This is a genomic window from Psychroflexus montanilacus, assembly GCF_020164535.1.
GTDB lineage: Bacteria > Bacteroidota > Bacteroidia > Flavobacteriales > Flavobacteriaceae > Psychroflexus > Psychroflexus montanilacus.
The window spans coordinates 550,237-568,128 of the sequence record NZ_JAIQZC010000001.1 but is presented as its reverse complement, the minus strand read 5'-3'; the positions used below and the strand labels follow the sequence as shown (position 1 = coordinate 568,128).

General features: G+C 34.0%; 18 protein-coding genes. 4 read left to right on the top strand and 14 right to left on the bottom strand.

All coding sequences use genetic code 11. The features are described from left to right. The first annotated feature begins 311 nt into the window (after positions 1 to 311). Complete coding sequence (locus tag LB454_RS02690) at positions 312 to 896, top strand: YciE/YciF ferroxidase family protein (protein ID WP_224462861.1); 585 nt, start codon at positions 312 to 314, stop codon at positions 894 to 896. A gap of 99 nt (positions 897 to 995) precedes the next feature. Then, entirely contained in the window at positions 996 to 1,493 is a 498-nt protein-coding gene (locus tag LB454_RS02685; protein WP_224462859.1) for a hypothetical protein, read from the top strand. A 116-nt stretch (positions 1,494 to 1,609) separates the two neighbouring features. Here the strand turns inward: LB454_RS02685 and LB454_RS02680 are convergent, their stop codons facing one another. Continuing rightward, positions 1,610 to 2,971 (bottom strand): mercuric reductase, encoded by a 1,362-nt coding sequence (locus LB454_RS02680; RefSeq protein WP_224462857.1) that lies wholly within the window; start codon positions 2,969 to 2,971, stop codon positions 1,610 to 1,612. A 290-nt stretch (positions 2,972 to 3,261) separates the two neighbouring features. Between LB454_RS02680 and LB454_RS02675 the strand changes: the two genes are divergently transcribed. After that, the gene (locus LB454_RS02675; protein ID WP_224462855.1) at positions 3,262 to 4,332 is read left to right on the top strand and encodes an AI-2E family transporter; all 1,071 of its coding nucleotides are present in this window, start codon (positions 3,262 to 3,264) and stop codon (positions 4,330 to 4,332) included. A 232-nt stretch (positions 4,333 to 4,564) separates the two neighbouring features. On the opposite strand, the gene LB454_RS02670 is transcribed toward LB454_RS02675, so the two are convergent. From LB454_RS02670 to sbnA, 3 genes are read right to left on the bottom strand one after another with little or no spacing between them, the layout of a single operon-like run. Beyond that, complete coding sequence (locus LB454_RS02670) at positions 4,565 to 5,974, bottom strand: type III PLP-dependent enzyme domain-containing protein (protein ID WP_224462852.1); 1,410 nt, start codon at positions 5,972 to 5,974, stop codon at positions 4,565 to 4,567. Next, complete coding sequence (locus LB454_RS02665; RefSeq protein WP_224462850.1) at positions 5,928 to 7,712, bottom strand: FAD/NAD(P)-binding protein; 1,785 nt, start codon at positions 7,710 to 7,712, stop codon at positions 5,928 to 5,930. Before LB454_RS02665 ends, LB454_RS02670 begins: the two co-directional genes overlap by 47 nt. Before the next feature lie 4 nt (positions 7,713 to 7,716). Next, complete coding sequence (gene sbnA, locus LB454_RS02660; protein WP_224462848.1) at positions 7,717 to 8,736, bottom strand: 2,3-diaminopropionate biosynthesis protein SbnA; 1,020 nt, start codon at positions 8,734 to 8,736, stop codon at positions 7,717 to 7,719. A gap of 360 nt (positions 8,737 to 9,096) precedes the next feature. Between sbnA and LB454_RS02655 the strand changes: the two genes are divergently transcribed. Beyond that, a complete protein-coding gene (locus LB454_RS02655; protein ID WP_224462845.1) occupies positions 9,097 to 9,615 on the top strand; it encodes a hypothetical protein in 519 nt (172 codons plus the stop codon). 357 nt (positions 9,616 to 9,972) lie between these two features. On the opposite strand, the gene LB454_RS02650 is transcribed toward LB454_RS02655, so the two are convergent. The 10 genes from LB454_RS02650 to LB454_RS02605 all read right to left on the bottom strand — a co-directional run bounded on the left by LB454_RS02650 (position 9,973) and on the right by LB454_RS02605 (position 17,412). After that, entirely contained in the window at positions 9,973 to 11,364 is a 1,392-nt protein-coding gene (locus LB454_RS02650; RefSeq protein ID WP_224462843.1) for an NAD-dependent succinate-semialdehyde dehydrogenase, read from the bottom strand. Between the two features lie 26 nt (positions 11,365 to 11,390). Beyond that, positions 11,391 to 12,131 (bottom strand): SDR family oxidoreductase, encoded by a 741-nt coding sequence (locus LB454_RS02645; RefSeq protein ID WP_224462841.1) that lies wholly within the window; start codon positions 12,129 to 12,131, stop codon positions 11,391 to 11,393. A 298-nt stretch (positions 12,132 to 12,429) separates the two neighbouring features. Beyond that, the gene (locus LB454_RS02640) at positions 12,430 to 13,092 is read right to left on the bottom strand and encodes a hypothetical protein (RefSeq protein ID WP_224462839.1); all 663 of its coding nucleotides are present in this window, start codon (positions 13,090 to 13,092) and stop codon (positions 12,430 to 12,432) included. Between the two features lie 12 nt (positions 13,093 to 13,104). Next, a complete protein-coding gene (locus LB454_RS02635; RefSeq protein ID WP_224462836.1) occupies positions 13,105 to 13,470 on the bottom strand; it encodes a hypothetical protein in 366 nt (121 codons plus the stop codon). Continuing rightward, positions 13,457 to 13,858 (bottom strand): hypothetical protein, encoded by a 402-nt coding sequence (locus tag LB454_RS02630; protein WP_224462834.1) that lies wholly within the window; start codon positions 13,856 to 13,858, stop codon positions 13,457 to 13,459. Before LB454_RS02630 ends, LB454_RS02635 begins: the two co-directional genes overlap by 14 nt. Before the next feature lie 4 nt (positions 13,859 to 13,862). Then, positions 13,863 to 14,162: a YtxH domain-containing protein gene (locus tag LB454_RS02625; protein ID WP_224462832.1), complete on the bottom strand. Its 300-nt coding sequence runs from the start codon at positions 14,160 to 14,162 to the stop codon at positions 13,863 to 13,865. A gap of 93 nt (positions 14,163 to 14,255) precedes the next feature. After that, positions 14,256 to 14,402 (bottom strand): lmo0937 family membrane protein, encoded by a 147-nt coding sequence (locus tag LB454_RS14090; protein WP_224462830.1) that lies wholly within the window; start codon positions 14,400 to 14,402, stop codon positions 14,256 to 14,258. 183 nt (positions 14,403 to 14,585) lie between these two features. After that, on the bottom strand, positions 14,586 to 16,385 hold the full coding sequence (locus tag LB454_RS02615; protein ID WP_224462827.1) for an ATP-binding protein: 1,800 nt from the start codon (positions 16,383 to 16,385) through the stop codon (positions 14,586 to 14,588). Then, positions 16,385 to 16,831 (bottom strand): response regulator, encoded by a 447-nt coding sequence (locus LB454_RS02610; RefSeq protein ID WP_224462825.1) that lies wholly within the window; start codon positions 16,829 to 16,831, stop codon positions 16,385 to 16,387. The genes LB454_RS02615 and LB454_RS02610 overlap by 1 nt, the downstream gene beginning before the upstream one ends. 29 nt (positions 16,832 to 16,860) lie before the next feature. Continuing rightward, positions 16,861 to 17,412, bottom strand: a complete 552-nt coding sequence (locus LB454_RS02605; RefSeq protein WP_224462823.1) for a helix-turn-helix domain-containing protein — start codon at positions 17,410 to 17,412, stop codon at positions 16,861 to 16,863. Between the last annotated feature and the right edge of the window lie 480 nt (positions 17,413 to 17,892).

Sequence of the window (17,892 nt, the reverse complement as noted above, 5' to 3'; positions counted from 1 at the left end):
GTGAGGATTCGCAAATTCTGACCTGAAATATTATAGAGTAATACAGCAAATTGATTCATCAGCTTAATTCATAATAATTATTCAAGACTTACTAGGACTTCACAACTCCTTTAGGTTGAGCTGTCAAAAGCCATAGAATATTTACTCGGATGTTTTCTTATTAAAGGATAGTAGCATTCAACATGAATTTAATTTTAAACTTAAGAGTTATATAAAATGACTCTTCAATGGTTAAACTTTGAGAAATCAATGAGAAATTGACTCATAAGCTTTGTGCTATTCTCTAATAATAACTCTTAAAAACTTTAGCAATGGATTCTGTAATCAAAAATTTAGCAACTCCACTAAATGGTAAAAACACGAATAAGCAAACCTATTTTTCAAAAAAAATGAAATCTTCACAATTGATGAAATTATTTGAGGATGGATTAAAAGACATGTATTGGGCTGAAATAGCTCTAACTAAAGCTATTCCAAGCATGATTGAAAACTCTACATGTACAGAACTTATTGAAACCTTAACATATCATCTCGGGGAGACTGAAGGACATGTAGGGCGTTTAGAGCAAGTGTTTGAAATGCTTGATGAAAAGGCAGTTGCTGTAAGGTGTGAAGCTATGTCAGGTCTAATAAAAGAAGCCTCTAAAATTATAGAAGATTGTGAAGTAGGAGCCATGCGAGACGCAGGTATAATTTCTGCAGAGCAGAAAATTGTACATTATAAAATTGCTTCTTATGGGTCACTTCGTCAATTTACCGAAACACTAGGATTGAATGATGCTTCAGCTTTATTGAAAAACAATCTTGATGAAGAAATAGTGACCGATGAAAAATTAACAGACGTAGCCTTGTCTGCGGTCAACATAGTCGCCTCGAAATTAGAATTTAAAAATTAAATTTTGTCCCAGATTAAAAAGTGTAGTGCTTAGGCATACTACACTTTTTCCTCTAAAAAAAGTCTTTGATAGAGAAAATACTCATAAACATCAATCCAAATGGAACTCAGTCCTATCTATTTAGTACTCGTATCAGGATTAGCAGCAACACTCGTGATGACGATGGTAATGTATTTGTATGCGAGCTTAAGTCGTAAAAACACAAAAGTTGTTCATATTCTAGGTTCAATGTTAACAGGATTTAGAATGTTCACCCTAAACAGCAAAACTAAAGTACTGATTACAGGTGCAATTGCACATGTATTTATTGGACAATTATTTAGTTTTATTTACTTTATAATGTGGAGTTGCGGACTATTCGACATAACTTTATGCAATTCTTTGATCATAGGAGCTGTGAGTGGAATTGTCGCTATATTTTTCTGGAAAGCCTATTTTATGGTTTATCAAAATCCAATTCAAGTTCCTTTGTTACACTATTTTATCGCTTTATTTATTTCACACATTGTTTTTGGTATCATTGCGATTTATATGTTTAGCTCAATTACTATCAGCACGGCAAATGTCTCCCCTGCTTTTTTTGATACAGCTCTATGATTTACTCATGCTCAAATTGAGACCTCTCAATTAAACTGTGGCCTTATTCAAAACGTATAAAAAACATAGAATCTCAAAACTGATACTGAGTTTTGTTTTTATGTATAGCTTTTTGATCAGTCTAAAGGTTTTAGGTTTTCGAGCATCGTAGGGAGCAGTTCGCTTACAGTAGGATGAATGTGTACAGCGTCCCGGAGTACTTTATAGTCCTGATTAGCATACATCTGGTCCAGTATGAGGTGTATAAATTCATCAGCTCCAACTCCCAAAAAAGTAGCTCCTAAAAACTTATTCGATTTACATTCTATGTAGATGTTGAGCAAACCATGGGTTTCTCCCATTTCTTTAGCTCTGGCTATTTCACTCATAGATTTTGTAGCTATTTTAGCTTTTATCCCTGCAGCTTTTAGGTCTGCTCTATTCATTCCTACTCGTGCTATAGGGGGATCTATAAAAGCAGCGTAGCAGGTGAATCGGTCGGATACATAGCGTTTTCGGTCTTCAAAAAGGTGAGAAATCACAATTTGACAATCATTATATGCCGTATGAGTAAAAGCTCCTTGGCCATTACAATCTCCGAGCGCCCAGATATGCTCAGCAGATGTTTTTAGTTCATCATCCACATCAATGTAGCCTTTATCATTAAGGTTCACGGACGTATGTTCTAAGCCTAAATCTTGCGTGTTTGGTTGTCTTCCAGTTGCCAAAAGAATATGAGAACCGCTTATGACCCTTTCACCAGCATTTACTTTTACTGTAATCTGATGTCCTTGTTGTTCAGTTTTGGTACATTCAGAGTTTAACGCAATGGTGATCCCTTCTTGTTCTAAAATGTTCTGAATGGCCTCTCCAAACTCTGGATCCTCTTTTTTAAGCAATTGACTGCCTCTTTCCAAAATGGTAACTTTACTTCCAAAGCGACTAAACATTTGTCCAAACTCCAAACCAACGTAACCTCCACCTACAATCATAAGATGTTCAGGGACTTCTTCCAATTCGAGAATAGATTCATTAGTCAAGTAATTGATGTTTTCGAAGCCCTTAGGAATACTTGGTTTTGCTCCTACATTGATATAGAATTTATCTGCGTAATACGTTTCTCCATTGACTTCTAATGAAGAATCATCTGTAAAGCTGGCTTTACCTTGAATTAGAGTAATGTGCTCATTACTATCAAACAGTTTTTTTAATCCAGTTTTGGAGTCGTTTACGATGTTGTCTTTTCGGTTCTTAATTATTTTCAAATCGACTTCAACAGATCCTTTTATTCTTACTCCAAGAGGTTCGCTGCTTCTTGCCATAAAAACTCGTCTAGCACTAGCCATATAAGCTTTGGTTGGAGTACAGCCTGTATTCACACAGGTTCCTCCTAAATCTGCTTTTTCAATGATAGCTACTTTTAGGCCATGACTAGCTAGACTTGCCGCTAAAGATGGTCCTGCTTGTCCTGTTCCGATGATGATGGCATCATATTTCATAAGTTGTTGATTTTTGGAAACTATATTTTCTGCTTGGAGGCGTTGTTAAGCTCACCACTGCCATCAAGGCAATTGTATTAATACTGTTTTTATTGGTGCTGTATATCAATAGTTTGAAGCAGTGTTGATTTTTGGAAGCTGTTTTATTTGTTCTAAATTGATAACCAACACCTTAAGTTAGGCATTATTTTTAAAAGACAGACAATGGCTAATCATTTATTAATAAATTTAACAGCAAATTTAGCCTTCAAGGACATTCCTTTTGTACTTTCAAACGATAATCAATCATTATGAAATTATCCAAGGGCAAAATGATTATTCTTTACGGTAGTTTAGGTATTGTAGGACTCTATTTTCTTTTCTTAACATTTGTTGAAATTAAGGGAATTTTAGCCCCATTGCTAACGGCTGTGATTTTATCATTGGTTATTTTACCACTTTCCAATATATTGGAAAAAAAGGGGATGAAAAGAGCGATCTCTTCTCTTATAAGTGTGTTTGTCCTTTTTACAGTATCCCTGGGTTTTTTAGCTCTTATTTCATTTCAAATTCAAAACTTTATCGATAGTTGGCCTAAAATTGAAGACACGATGAAGCCCAAAGTCGGCCAGCTTAAGGACTTTGTTTATCAGCATACCTTTTTTGATGCAGGGGATCTCAAAACTTCTGAAAAAGACAGCAAAGAATTGGTGGAAGGAAACGTTGAAAATGCTGGCAAAAAAGCTTTGGAATTTTTGAGCAGTACACTTGGTTTCTTAAGTAATTATTTACTTACCATGATTTATATTTTCTTTTTATTAAACTACAGGAAACATTTCAAAATATTTATGTTGAAATTATTTCCGTCAAAACAAAAGAAAGAAGTGGGAAAAGTGATACACAAAGTCGGACAAGTTGCACAACAATATCTCGTTGGAAAACTCATGCTCATTACTTTTTTAGGAGTTTTGTATTCGATTGGTTTGGGTATTTCTGGAATTCAAAATTTTATTCTCATCAGTATAATTGCAGCTCTGCTTACCTTGATACCTTATATCGGAAATATCATTGGATTAGCTCTGGCCTTAGTATTTGGCTACCTCATTACAGGTGAACTTAATGTTTTAATCGGTATCATTATTACATTTACAATCGCTCAATTCGTAGAGAGTTATATCTTACAGCCTTATGTCATTGGAAATAAAGTCGATTTACATCCTTTCATAGTTATTTTGTCGGTTATTGTTGGTGGAGCACTTTGGGGAATTACGGGGATGATTCTTGCCATACCGTTCACTGCGATTCTAGGACTTATCTTTCTTCACGTTCCAGCCTTATATCCTTTTGGATTTTTGTTCAGTAAAAATGAAGAAGATAGCTGAACCCTTTTTTTACTTAAAAGAAACGTTCACCTCGTTTTCAATTGTAACAAGCCCTAATAAAGATGATTGATAAAATAGCCAATTCAAAAGCTTAGATCGTCAATTGTAAGAGATTTCATTTCAATTGTCCTTAGCTATCCTTTTAAAAAAAATACACGCCCACTTCATTTTGATGTTTGTGAATGCAGAACATCAAATTTAAACACCCATCATTAAAGTGGGGTATTAAAATTTATTCTTCATTTTTAAAATCTTTGAATTCATAGTGTTCTTTCTTCTCTTCTAAACTCAAGTTCACAGACAACTCAAACAAATGCGCTTGCGTTTCAAAAAAATGCATCATATACCCAGCGGTGTTTACAAATCCTATAACGTCATTAACTTTTGGTAAATGAGGCAAAGTGATTTTTCGTTTGAGAACAATGTCTCGCTCTAAGCAGTATGCTCCAGTAAAATAAGCATCTACTGGATCTTCCTCGGCTATTTCAAACGCGTATATCGGATCTAGTAAAAAGTCGGCGCTTGAACTTTGCAATTGGCTCATATTCATTTCCAAGCCGACTAGCCACCTCCCATACATGTCTTTTTTTCTAAACACTACTCTGGCAAGCGTCAAGCCTACTTGGTCGAGTAGGGAGCGCCCTAGCTCCATGCGGATTTCGATAGCCTTATCTTGAAGTAATTCTGACAGGTTTTGATAGTTAAGTATTTTTTCAATAAAAATAGCACTGTTGTTTTCATTGTAAAAGGGGTAGGTTGCCAAGTCTCCTTCCAATTTGTTTTCTATCATTTGGTATCCCAAACCATCGTTGTTAAAAGTGAGTTCTTCTCGCTCGCCTTTTACTGCTTTTTTCAGTTCTTCTTTGAAGTTGATCCACTCTGTTTTATCGCTTAAATAATTCATCAACACACCACCGCCAATATCGATAAACTCGGTATGAAAACCTTTTGCCTTAAGTTCTTCAGATAATAATAGGCATTGACACAAGGCAGCTCCCCGTTCTTGCGTAGAATAAGCGTTTAAGTGAAAATGCAAGCCGGTATAATTTAAATGCGTTTTGTTCTTAGGCTTACAATTGGAACTTATTATAAACTCAACCTTGTCTATATCAAAACCAAATCGGCTGTAAAGTTTTTTTGAGCCTACAAGAAATCCACTTACTCGAAAGCCTACAGGGGTTTGTTTATTTAGTTTTTTTGCAATGCTGCTCAATAAGTCACATTCGTCTTGATTGTCAAGAATTACAAGGACCTCATTTTCGACAGCTAATTTTAGTAGTTTTTTAGACTTAATAGCTGCCGTCACCACTAAACGTTTTGGGTTGACACCTGCCTCAAGCGCCTGTTGCAATTCCCTAAAACTGGCAGTATCCACACCAATACCGTTTTGTTCAGCTCTTTTGACTAGACTTTTACTCTTATTGGCTTTCCGTGCATAAAACAATTTAAATGGGATGTGATGTCTTTTAAAGACCTCTTGAAAAAGGCTTACATTTTTATCAAAGTTAGGCAGATGATGGATGTTGATGGGAGATCCATAGGTTTCAAAAAGTTTGTCGATCAGTCCTTTATTTCCAATAAGTTGTAACATCCAGTCACTTTGTAGTGGCGATAGTTTTGGTAAGCTGTTGTTTGTTTTCATGTTGACTATTCATTAATTGATTCATGACTTCTTGAGCCCAGGGTGTAGCAAAATTATTACGTGTTCTAGACAATGTATCGTTGTCGTGTACTATTCCTTCTGTAGGTGTGCCATATAGACTAATGTTTTCTTTATGGCCCTCTGTGTTTATCAGATTACCTTTTTTGTTAATTTCAACAGAACCAGGTTCATAAGTGGTTTTGCCATGCATGTTAATATAAGGACGAGACAGGAGGTTTTTACATAAATTTTTATATAAACCAGAAGCCTCTTTTGCTATGTCATTTTTTGGAATTCGAGCATCAATCAACACACTACAATGTGTTTCTGAAGTTGAGCTCTTCAGCTTGTACCCCTTCTCAAATGGGAACACCTCAGGATTTTTTGCATACTGAAAATCAATATACCCTGCATGTGCTAAGGCGAGTATCTTTCTTAAATTAACAGGCGGTGGACCATAAGCGATACGATTCAACTTTTTGAAATAATACTTGTCAAAATCCTTATGAGATTTAGCGTCAAGTCCATTGAAAGCATAAAGCTCATTAAACACAGGGCTTATTTTACGCCAAATGGCACCAGCTCTCAGTTTTGCCTGATCTTCAATTTTCAGTTTTTTAGGATCGGTATAATCTGAAAGTCCAGTTACGATAGTTTGATGAACACTTTTACCTGAATTGAACTCAGGTTCAAAGAAATGCTTTGCTGCAAAAGCCTTATATTTAGGATACTTTTGATGAAAATTCTTGATGTGACACCTAACTACATCGTAATTTGAATGAAAATTTAGGCTTTCATTTTCATGCGTAAATAAAGTTTTATAATAAGCCAATTCCATATCCTGTTCTAAAAGCGGTAGAATATCATTTTTAAAATTCAGCTTTTTAAAAGGGTAGGGGGTGAGGTTTTTTATATAGAGGTGTTGACTATCCTCAAAGCTATATTTTGGCCACATGAGACAACCTGAGGTAGAGAAAGGGAACATACATTTGGGTTCATTACCAGAGGCTTTGTAAGTCAAACCACCTGCTTTAGTTGCGGAAAATTTACCACCTTTACCTTCCGTAAGTGCCAGCGCTGCATCTATAAAAGTTAAGCCCATTCCTTTTATGGCTACGGAATCATTTTTTGTAATGTTTTTCAATTGTTTTTCTATGGGGTAAATGAAGTCAACTTGCGCGCGTCTAACTTTTTCTCTACGGCCTTGGTGTCCCGTGCAGATCAGTATATTTTGAAAATCATTTATTTGAAAAACCCCTTCTTGCTGTTTAAAACTGATGGAATAGCTACCGGCATTTTTCTTTATGGAATTGACTTCAGAAATAAGTTGATTAATACTTACATTATCTGGAAGGTTTTGACAAAGTTGTTCAAATCCATTTTCTAGATATTCTCCTACGACTGCTCTTGAAGAAAATAAGGGGTCAAGCTTCTCTTTGATTTTTTGATTTATTTTGGCGAGGTATTCAGATAAATTCATAGGAAGATCGATGACAGCTTTTGGGCTTTCTTTAGTCCATAGCTGAATATGTTTATTGGAAAAATTCATCAATAAATACTTTGGCTGATCACTTCTGTAAACATCCCCAGAACCCCAAAATTTGGTTTTATTGAAGAGGTATATACTTACTGTCCTGTGAATAGGAGTGGCCTTTAATTCAGCTAAGAGTCGTTCAAAAGCGTATAGCCCCTTAGGGCCACATCCAACTATTGCTATTTTAAATGGTTTACTACTCATAACTTTATTTAACTTTTTCCTGAATTTGTTCCTTTGGAAACACAAAATCAGGAAAGTGTTGCACTATCCATTTTTTGTTAAATATCGTATCTAAATAACGCTCACCTCTGTCGCAAAGAATAGCTACACACTGAGCTCTAGCCTCTATTTTTGGAGCATACCTTTCAATTGCAGAAATAACAGCTCCAGAGGAACCTCCGCAGAGAATTGCTTCTTTTTCCAGCAATTTCCAACAACCTTGAACACTGTCTTCATCTGAAACGTGTACAACATCATGAATATAAGCAAGGTCTAAGAAATTAGAGGGTTTGCCTGAACCATGTCCAGGGATAAGTCTTTTGGACTCCTTTTTACCAAAAGTGATGCTACCCAAAGCATCAACGGCAATGATTTTTGTTTTTAAATTATTTTTATAAATATAAAGTGCACATCCCATGAGTGTACCGCAGGTGCTGGTGCTTATAAATATGTAATCTACATGTTGATTTAGCGCTTCTGTAATTTCCTTCATGGTTTGTAGATGAGTTTGTGGATTGGCAGCATTTTGATACTGATTCAAACAATAACTGTGAGGAAATTTATCTAAGAGTTCATTTACTTTTTGAATACGGCTTTCCAAGTAACCCCCTTTTGTCTTGGGTTGATCTACTTTTACAAGCTTAACCCCATAGGTCAGTAGTATTTTTTTGGAGTGATTATTTAGTTTAGGATCATGGACGATGATAAGATTTATGTTATAAAATTTACAAGCTTGAGCTAGACCTAAAGCCATGTTTCCTGAACTGGACTCAATAATCGTATCACCAGGCTCCACTTCTCCAGACTCCATGGCTTTAGACAACATATTAAGTGCTGTTCTATCCTTTATACTTCCTCCTGGATTAAAACTTTCCATTTTCCCATAGACATGACATTCCATTTGGCTAGAAAATCTTGCCAATCTAATCAATGGCGTGTGACCTATAGATGACAATATGTTGGAGCGATATTTTGGAGTTTTTAATGCAGTTTCAGTTGCTTTCATAAGGTTTAATTAGAAGATTAGAATTATATAAAAAGTTAACCTTAATATGCTTTGATTACTCTAATTATAAGCCAATTGTGATAATTTTCTTTTTTACACCCATATTGTTAAAAAAATAAACAGTAAATTTCAAATTATAAATTTTAAGTTATTCATAGTCAATGAGATAAATTCAATCTGAATAGAGCTTAAGTCGATAGGATCTACATTAGATTAAAGTGATATCCGAGCTGAAAATTGTCATTGATTCAACTCTATAAGCAGTTATCTTTTAGACCGCGAATACTTTAAAACAAGGCTATAAAATAGCATATAAGAAGATGCTTGCTTTGAACTAATTATCTTATAACTCAAAGCAATATGAAAATTATCCTAAGACTTTTTTTAACCATGAGTTCGGTTTCCTTTTTTTTGGTTGTTTTTTTGATTCAAAACGACATCAATCCTTTAAAAGGCCAACTTGGAATTAATGACTGGGTTGTACATCTAGGTTACGCTTTAATTCCATTTATTACTGTATTTATTTCGCTTGGTATATGTAAACTTTTACCAGTCTCAAAAGTCAGTCAGATTAAATCGATCAATCCTTCAGAAAATAATTTTCTCGATAACTATTTTGCTTTCTTTTTTGTTGCTTTAAGCGTCAGAGGCTTAACTGCTTTTTTTGTCATTTTTGGTCTCACCATCATTTTTACTTTTGTTTCTCGAGTGTCCTACTTTAACCCTGTGTTTTTAGTCTTTGGTTATAGATTCTATTACATCGAATCGGATGAAAGAGTGAAAATTATGTTGATCAGTAGAAAAAAAATATTGAGCCCAAAAACCTTTGAATCTATTCCTGTGAGACGAATTAATAATTATGCTTATATAGACATATAGCTTTCAAGGCGAAATCTTGTAAAACGATTTATGTTTACTGAATGTCTTAAAGTATTCAAATCTTTTTCAAAACTGAATCATCCAGAAGGACCTAAAAGATCTTCCAGATCTTTCTAGTATGATTTTTTGAAAATTTATATCGAGCTTACGGATAAGGCTTTGTCTTAAATATATTTTAAAGATAGGTAGGAGCATAGTGATATTTAAACCAAGAGATCACATAATTGTAATAGAACTATATTTAAGCATTTCAAGGGTTCATTTTAGACTAGCCTATTTATATATAATTTAAAAATGCCTCTTTTAAATTGTATTTTAAAAGAGGCATCATTAACAAACTTACTCTAAACTTAAAACTTATCTCTTCATCACGCTTTTGACGTTCACAAATTCTTTCAATCCAAAACCACCGTGTTCTCTTCCATAGCCTGAATCTTTTACTCCGCCAAATGGCATGGCAGGATCAGCTAAGCCAAAGGAATTTATGAAAACCATCCCAGTATCAAAATACTTTTCTGCCATCTCAATTGCAGCATCTTCGTTTTTAGAAAAAATTCCTCCTCCAAGACCAAAACGGCTATCATTGGCAATACGCATCGCATCTTTATTGTCTTTAGCTTTGATGAGTGAAGCTACAGGTCCAAAAAACTCATCGTCGTAAGCTGGCTGGCCAGGCTTTACATTGACCAAAACTGTAGCTGGATAGAAGAATCCTTCTCCACTTGGAATTATTCCTCCGCAGACGATCTCAGCCCCATTTTTGACACTTTCCACCACCTGATTATGTAATTCCTCGCGAAGATCTTCTCTAGCCATAGGTCCTAATTGAGTACTTTCTTGATTAGGATCTCCTGTTTTTACTTCACTCATGGCTTTGACAAATTTATCTCGGAATTCATCATACACCTTTTCAGCGACGATAAAACGTTTCGCAGCAATGCAGGTTTCGCCATTATTATAAATACGTCCACGCACACATGTTTCTACCGCTAGATCCATGTCGGCATCTTCAAATACAAGATAGGCATCATTACTCCCCAGTTCTAAGACTGTTTTTTTCAATTCCGCACTAGCTTTTTGACCAATAGCTCTTCCTGCATCAGGACTTCCTGTAAGGGTAACTCCTCTTACTGATTTGTTTTTGATCACCTTATTCGATTGGTCGTGATCGATGATCAATGTGGTAAATAAACCTTCAGGCAATCCAGCTTTTGAATAAATGCTTTCTAGCAGTTTGCCTGAACCCGTCACATTGGAAGCATGTTTTAAAAGAATAGCATTACCTGCCATTAGATTGGCTATAGAGTAGCGCACTACCTGGTAACTCGGGAAATTCCACGGCTGGATGCCGTAAATCACTCCAATAGGCGCGTAAGACACACGGCCACGTTCTCCGCTAATCATAGCTCGCTCTTCGGTTTCCAACTCTTTAGGACCTATCTTGGCCGTATATTCACAAATCGCCACACACAAGTCTACTTCTTGTAGGCTTTGTTCCAAGGTTTTTCCCATTTCATCGGTCATGAGTTGAGCTAATTCTTGTTTGGCATTGCTCAGCGCTCTACCAACGGCTTTTATCGCTTGTGCCCGATCTTCTGTGGATATGTTTTTCCATTTCTCAAAAGCCTGCTGACATTTAGAAATGGCTTTATTTACCTCTTCTTCGGTCATATAACTGTAATGCTTAAGACATTTTCCTGTTGCAGGGTTGATTGTCTCTATGTCTTTTTTAGTTTTTATATCACTCATGTTGTGTTGCGTTTTTGTAATTATAGTTATCCTTGATCTGTGGGCATTAAGTAAACATCGTTAACGTTGACTCTGTCTGGCTGACTTAGCGCATAGAAGATCGCATTGACGATGTCTTCCGCCTCCAGTTTTGTCATTTCTTTCATATCTTTCAGTTTATCTTTGATGTCTTCATCGGTAATGCTTTCGAACAGACTTGTGTCAACAGCACCTGGTTCTATAGAAGTTACTTTGATGCCATATGCTGACGTCAACTCCTGTCTTAATCCTTCCGAAAACATCTTAACAGCAATTTTGGTAGCACTATACACCGCTCCACCTGGGAAATAGCGATGAGCTGCTGAAGATGATATATTAATAATATGACCGCTTTTGTTTTTTCTCATCGTTGGTAATACGGCGGCCACGCCGTTAAGAACACCTTTGATATTGACATCTATCATTTGGTGCCATTCATCAGTTTTCAGTTTTTCGATGTAAGAAAGCGGCATCAATCCAGCGTTGTTGATCAATACATCTATAGTGCCGTATTTTTCAAGTATTTGAGAAACAGCATTTTTAAAATCATCTGGCTTGGTGACATCAGTTTCAATAATCAGAGCTTTTCCTCCATTTTTTTCAATTTGATCTTTTATTTTATTAAGCTTATCTACACTTCTAGCGCACAATACGACTGAAGCTCCTTTTTCGGATAAAGTCATCGCTGTAGATTCCCCTATGCCACTTGAAGCTCCTGTAATTAGTATAACTTTGTCTTTTAATCTCATTACTTTTCTTTTATAATCTTATGATGATTTGGATTGAAACGCTTTCAATCGCTGTATTGAAGGAATTGAAAACTATACTTTTTTCAAACCGTATTAACTGACGGAATGTTTGGAGTAGTGAGATTTGCCTAACAGATCAATCAGTAGTGAAATAAAACTGCTAATGATCTGAAGTTCTATATATATCGCTCTCGTCTAATAAGTACCAATTAATATTGTAGACTGATAGTTCTACTCCAGTGTTTGAATCCTCATCAAACAGTGACTTAAAGTTTCTTTTGAAATCTATTGTATGAATCTATTGTTTAGCAGCTTCGTTTTCTTCAGATTTAGCACCCATTCTGTTAAAGGTATACATCGGTGCAAATTTTAATTTTAATGCAGCTATTTTTCTATTGTCCTCACCAGTTAACCCCTCATTTTCTACTGTGTTTTTTCTTGAATCGATACCCTCGTACATCAACTTAATCTCATCCCACTGTTCTCTTGTGTAAGAGTCTTTGTTTTCTATAACTGTATTTACAAAATTTTGATAAACACCTAAAATATTGTTTTTATTGATCCAAGTATAACTAATATCAGTGTTATCAAAATCTTTACCTAGTAGAGTTTTACGAATCATCTGTTTTGAATTTGATGCAGATTTTTCAGTGATTTCTTTTTTCATTTTTAATTTGAAATCCTCAAACTTTTTGCTTGTTTTATCAATAGTGTTTTGCATTTCAGAATCATTATTAATCGTTGAAAGGGCATTATTGGCATCCATTTTATAAGTTCTGTGGTTGGCCTTTACAGCTTCCCAATTCATTGCAATATCTTTTGTTTCAACTTTGCTTATTGAATCTACATAAGAACTGTAGTTATCCACTTTTTTTTGTGCAATAGAATCTGGCGATTCATCACATGAAGTCATAACAGCAACCATAACTGTGCTTGCGATTAATATTTTTATTAAATTCATTGTTTTTAGTTTTTAAGTATTGTTTATAGTTTTTTTATGGGTAGTGATTGTATTCAATTTTTTTGAAATAAAGTTTGACACTACAAATTGTAAAGCATATCCTACTAAAGTTCTAGTTAGAGTTTTGGATTTACCAACCACAATTTTCTTTAAAAAATAGCCACCCATTAAACTAATGGGAGTTTCTAAAATATTGTTCTTTTGAATTGCAGACCCTCCGAGGTCCTTGACGACTTCTTTTATAATATTCACCGGTTTATAGTCATCAACAGTTTTAGACAGCTGTTTTTTTAAATCTGTAAATTGGAATTCACTTCTATGCTTTAGACAAGTCACTGTATCATCTAAAGTTTTAATTTGATTTTTAGCTTGGCTCATTTCCATTCCTTTTAAATTTATCAGCCAAAGATGTCCCCGACTTTTTTGACAGTAATAATTTGGAGATAATTAAATTGGCTATGGGCGTTTCTATAAGGTTTTTTCTAAAAGCAAACAATACAATGGCTACTATCAAATAAAAAACAGAAACTATCAAAAAACCTAAATAATAATGATCCAATTGCTCACCAACATATAGACTAATTGCTACGTTAAGAAACAAGGTCAACATGGTCACAGCAAAAGCAATAAAAATCCGAGAGGCAAAGCTTGATAGAACTTCCGCAACTTTGTCAATAACGTTAAGCGTCAGCAAGTTAAGATTTGTTTCTGCGAATATCTTTGCTTTATCAAAAAGCATTTCTATGCTATTTGCTGAGTTGTCCATGTCATTAGGAATTTTGTGACTCTTTTAATCTTGCTTCTGCTTTAGATTTTGCTCTTTTCATTTCTTTCTGAATATATTCATCCCCTTCGTCTAAAATGGATTCTCCATTTTCTACAATTGAATTGTACTTTTTAGAGGCAGCATCGATAAAATCATCAAATTCTTCTTCGATAAGGTCTTTTACATCACGCGATTTGTCCTTAATTTTATTTCTTGTAGTTGTTCCCTTTTCGGGTGCGTACAATATCCCAATTAAGGCTCCAATACCAATTCCGGCTAAAACGTCTAATACATTTGTTTTCATAATTTTTGGATTTAAGATTTATTTTATTGTTGACTCAGTTCGTTATGATTTGTTTTAATAACAATTTTTAAATGTGTGTTCTTACCAAATTCGCTAAGCCTTTTTAATAACATTAAATATTATAGCGATGATTGCAATTACAAGCAAAATGTGAATTAGAGATCCTACGCTATAGACAAAGAATCCAAAAACCCAACCTATTAACAAGATTACGGCTATTATGTACAGTAGATTTCCCATGGTTTATATGTTTTAAATTATTAAAAATTAATGTGTAACAAAGGTGAGGTACTTCTTAACCTCTTATGTTATAGAATTTTGTCAGATTGTTATATAAAAGCATTCTGTGAAGTTTATTTTCTACACTTAATATTAGAAGTAAGCCCACATATCGTAAATAATCAGGTAGGTTTTCTTATTTGTTTAAGGATGGATTGGAATATAAATCGTAAAGACCGCACCTATATTACTTTCCCCTTTAGAAAAAATATAGCCTTTGTGATTTTCAACTATCTTCTTGCAAATGGAAAGCCCAATGCCTGTTCCAGAGTAGTCTTGCTTATTGTGAAGTCTTGTGAAAAGTTCGAATATTTTATTGGAATACTTCTGCTCAAAACCAATACCATTATCAGTAACGGTTATTTTATGGTAACTTCCTTCCACTGCTTTGGATAAGTGAGATTCAGCGGCAGATATTACTTTTGAATAGTTAATTTTTATAATAGGTGAGGTATCTTTTTTACTATACTTAAGGGAATTGCTTAGCAGGTTTGAAAACAATTGCTGTATTTGAAAAGCTATAATCCTTGCCTCTGGTAATTTATCTGTGATTATTTCAGCCTTTTTTTCTTCAATAATTTCAGCTAAATCTTTTTTTGCATTTTCAAAAAGTGTGTTTAAATCCTTACGAACATAGACTTCATGAGGTTTGTTTGCCTTAGAAAAATGAATTAAATCATCTATCAATAAGCGCATTCTAACGACAGCTGATTTTATACCCTCAAAATATTGAATACCTGTAGCAGAGATGTTAAGCATTTCTTTTTCTTGAAGTCTAGATACAAACGTTTGAATTTTCCGCAAGGGTTCTTGCAAATCATGACTAGCAGCATAATTAAAGGCCGTAAGCTCTTTATTATTGCGTTCAAGTTCTAGATTTCGCTCCTCTAACACTAACAAGTTTTTAGTTTCTTCGGTAATATCTGTTGTCGTTCCGAGTACCCTTTTTTGCCCGTCTAATCCATATATCGATTTTGCATAAGCTTTTAAATATTTTATGGAACCATTCTTTTCTATAATTCTATAATTGATAAAGGGTAACTCCTTCGAATCCATCATTTTGTTTAATCCGTCAGTGAGTTTTTGGACATCTTCAGGATGAACGAATTTTAAAAAATTATGAGGAGATGCTTCAAAAGCATTGGGCTCTTCTCCTAACATCCTATAAAGATTGTCAGAATATTGAAATGTATTTGCCTCCACATGCCAGATCCAATTACCGTATTTACCTATAATTTCAGATTGGTTTGAAGATTCTTTGGAGATCAAAAGGAGTTCATTTTTTGCTTTTATTAATTTTAGATCATTACTGATTTTAATGTAAGCCATGACTATGAACATAAGAATAACCAGTAGAGTCAAAAAATAAAACAGTGGTGTAAACTCTATATAATTCGTGTATTCTTCTTCTTTCTGGTATGTCGTAATGAGATGTTCGTTCTCTTTATTGTACATTATATCAGTTTGATTTATAATGTCATTCATTATTAATCTTTCTTCATAATAGAGTGAATTATAGATTTTCGTATCGACTGAATCGTTTTCTGTGAACGTATTGATTTTAGAAAAATGGAGATAAAGATCATTAATCAATTGGTCTAAAGTTTTTAAGTTTTGGCTTTGTTGGTTTGTTGCGCCAATGAGGTTGTTGAGTTCCTGAACTGTCGTGTTTACGCTTTTTTTAGTGTCTAAATAGGTATTGACATAATACGCGTCTTTCGTTAAAATGTAGTTTTTGTGCAAATTTTCAGCTCGCCTTAGTTGAGAAACTAATTGCTTTAATTGAAGATTGACATTATAGGTTTGATTAACCAGTTTCTGCGAATACGTTAAGTTGGTTATATACTTGTATGTAAAGCCACCAATTAAAAGAATAATAAAGACGCTCAAAATGAGGATAGCTTTCAGTGATACTTCAGACTTTAAATAATTTTCAAACCTCATTATAGGCGCAGTAAAAAGCTATTCTTATTCAAATTGTTGGTGTGGTATTGCCAGTTAATCGATACAACTTTTGAAAGTACCTTTTTGAGTTTTATAAAATCAGCTGGTTTTTTTATGTAGATGTTGGCACCGAGTACAAATGTTTTTTCAATATCTTCCTCGGAGGCTGATGTAGAATAAATAGCAACGACAATCTCAGACATTTTTGGATTATCTTTAATTTCAATTAAACACTCTAATCCAGACTTTTTAGGCATATTTAAGTCCAAAAAAAGTATATCAGGCATCAAGGCGTCTTCAGTAGTTAAGTAGTCCATAAGTTCAATTCCATCTTTAAAAACCTTGACCTTAGTTTTAATTTTCAAATTTTCAAAGGCATCGGTGAAAAAAAGAATATCATCATCGTCGTCGTCGGCGAGAATTATATTGATGTAATCGTTATACATAACTTAGGTTTTCATGGTTTAGTTTTTTGTCAAGCATCATTTTTTCTTTTTAAAATGATGCGTTGAAAGGCAGTAGGAGTTAAGCCTGTTACGCTCTTAAACTGTGAACTTAAATGCGCTAGACTAGAATAATTAAGTTTAAAGGCGATTTCGGATAGGTTCAATTCCGTATTTAAAATATGATGTTTGGCATATTCTGTTTTTTGAATTATGGTATACTGCTCAACGCAGGAATGTGTTTCATCAGTAAATATCTTGGAAAGATATCCATAGCTGTGACTTAATTTTTCTGACAAGTACACTGAACTTTTGATATTTAGAGACGAATCTTCATTAAAAATGAGTTCTTTAATAGCATCTTTAATTTTTTGAACCAAAACTACTTTTGGGTTTTCTACAACTTCAATTCCATATTTATTTAAGGCTTGGTTCAAGTCCTTAAATTGCTGAGGTGTTACTTTTTGTAAAAGCTCTATTTCACCTAAGTCTAAAATTTTGTATTTTAAACCTAGCTCTAAAAAGGTATCCTCTATTATCTTATTGCTAATTGAGTAGATGTCAAATTTTAGATAGAGTTTCATATCAGTATAAATTACAATTAATAAGAAGTCAGAAATTTATTAAAGGTAGTGAGGTCTTTCAGTTAAAATGCATTGTAAGGGATATGATTTATATTACAAAAGCTAATACTTAACAAGTATAATTATAAAATGCACGAAATCAATGACTTAAGATGATTTATTTTTAATATTTAGTTAAAATTTGAAAAAAAGTTTTTATTTAAAGTGTTAAATTTCAGTCAATTATATATTTATAAGTCTCTATCTTTATGTATTATCTAACTTCATATTAGCTAATGGATAGAGACCTCCTCGATCTAAATTGTTTAGATCGTAAATATCTGCTTAGATCTGACAGGAAGGAGATTAAGGTTTAATGCTTTATTAGCAGAACGATGGAATGATTTTCAATGGCGCATTATTTTGAAGTTTAAATATTGATACAAACATTTTAAATAAAATGCGGAAGTATCTTTTTAGTTCTTGTTGGATTATATTTTA

What these genes read in the sequence shown, in the direction of transcription:
- LB454_RS02690 (WP_224462861.1), top strand. Translation starts at nt 312, where the DNA reads ATGGATTCTGTAATCAAAAATTTAGCAACTCCACTAAATGGTAAAAAC.
- LB454_RS02685 (WP_224462859.1), top strand. Translation starts at nt 996, where the DNA reads ATGGAACTCAGTCCTATCTATTTAGTACTCGTATCAGGATTAGCAGCA.
- LB454_RS02680 (WP_224462857.1), bottom strand. Translation starts at nt 2,971, where the DNA reads ATGAAATATGATGCCATCATCATCGGAACAGGACAAGCAGGACCATCT.
- LB454_RS02675 (WP_224462855.1), top strand. Translation starts at nt 3,262, where the DNA reads ATGAAATTATCCAAGGGCAAAATGATTATTCTTTACGGTAGTTTAGGT.
- LB454_RS02670 (WP_224462852.1), bottom strand. Translation starts at nt 5,974, where the DNA reads ATGAAAACAAACAACAGCTTACCAAAACTATCGCCACTACAAAGTGAC.
- LB454_RS02665 (WP_224462850.1), bottom strand. Translation starts at nt 7,712, where the DNA reads ATGAGTAGTAAACCATTTAAAATAGCAATAGTTGGATGTGGCCCTAAG.
- sbnA (WP_224462848.1), bottom strand. Translation starts at nt 8,736, where the DNA reads ATGAAAGCAACTGAAACTGCATTAAAAACTCCAAAATATCGCTCCAAC.
- LB454_RS02655 (WP_224462845.1), top strand. Translation starts at nt 9,097, where the DNA reads ATGAAAATTATCCTAAGACTTTTTTTAACCATGAGTTCGGTTTCCTTT.
- LB454_RS02650 (WP_224462843.1), bottom strand. Translation starts at nt 11,364, where the DNA reads ATGAGTGATATAAAAACTAAAAAAGACATAGAGACAATCAACCCTGCA.
- LB454_RS02645 (WP_224462841.1), bottom strand. Translation starts at nt 12,131, where the DNA reads ATGAGATTAAAAGACAAAGTTATACTAATTACAGGAGCTTCAAGTGGC.
- LB454_RS02640 (WP_224462839.1), bottom strand. Translation starts at nt 13,092, where the DNA reads ATGAATTTAATAAAAATATTAATCGCAAGCACAGTTATGGTTGCTGTT.
- LB454_RS02635 (WP_224462836.1), bottom strand. Translation starts at nt 13,470, where the DNA reads ATGAGCCAAGCTAAAAATCAAATTAAAACTTTAGATGATACAGTGACT.
- LB454_RS02630 (WP_224462834.1), bottom strand. Translation starts at nt 13,858, where the DNA reads ATGGACAACTCAGCAAATAGCATAGAAATGCTTTTTGATAAAGCAAAG.
- LB454_RS02625 (WP_224462832.1), bottom strand. Translation starts at nt 14,162, where the DNA reads ATGAAAACAAATGTATTAGACGTTTTAGCCGGAATTGGTATTGGAGCC.
- LB454_RS14090 (WP_224462830.1), bottom strand. Translation starts at nt 14,402, where the DNA reads ATGGGAAATCTACTGTACATAATAGCCGTAATCTTGTTAATAGGTTGG.
- LB454_RS02615 (WP_224462827.1), bottom strand. Translation starts at nt 16,385, where the DNA reads ATGAGGTTTGAAAATTATTTAAAGTCTGAAGTATCACTGAAAGCTATC.
- LB454_RS02610 (WP_224462825.1), bottom strand. Translation starts at nt 16,831, where the DNA reads ATGTATAACGATTACATCAATATAATTCTCGCCGACGACGACGATGAT.
- LB454_RS02605 (WP_224462823.1), bottom strand. Translation starts at nt 17,412, where the DNA reads ATGAAACTCTATCTAAAATTTGACATCTACTCAATTAGCAATAAGATA.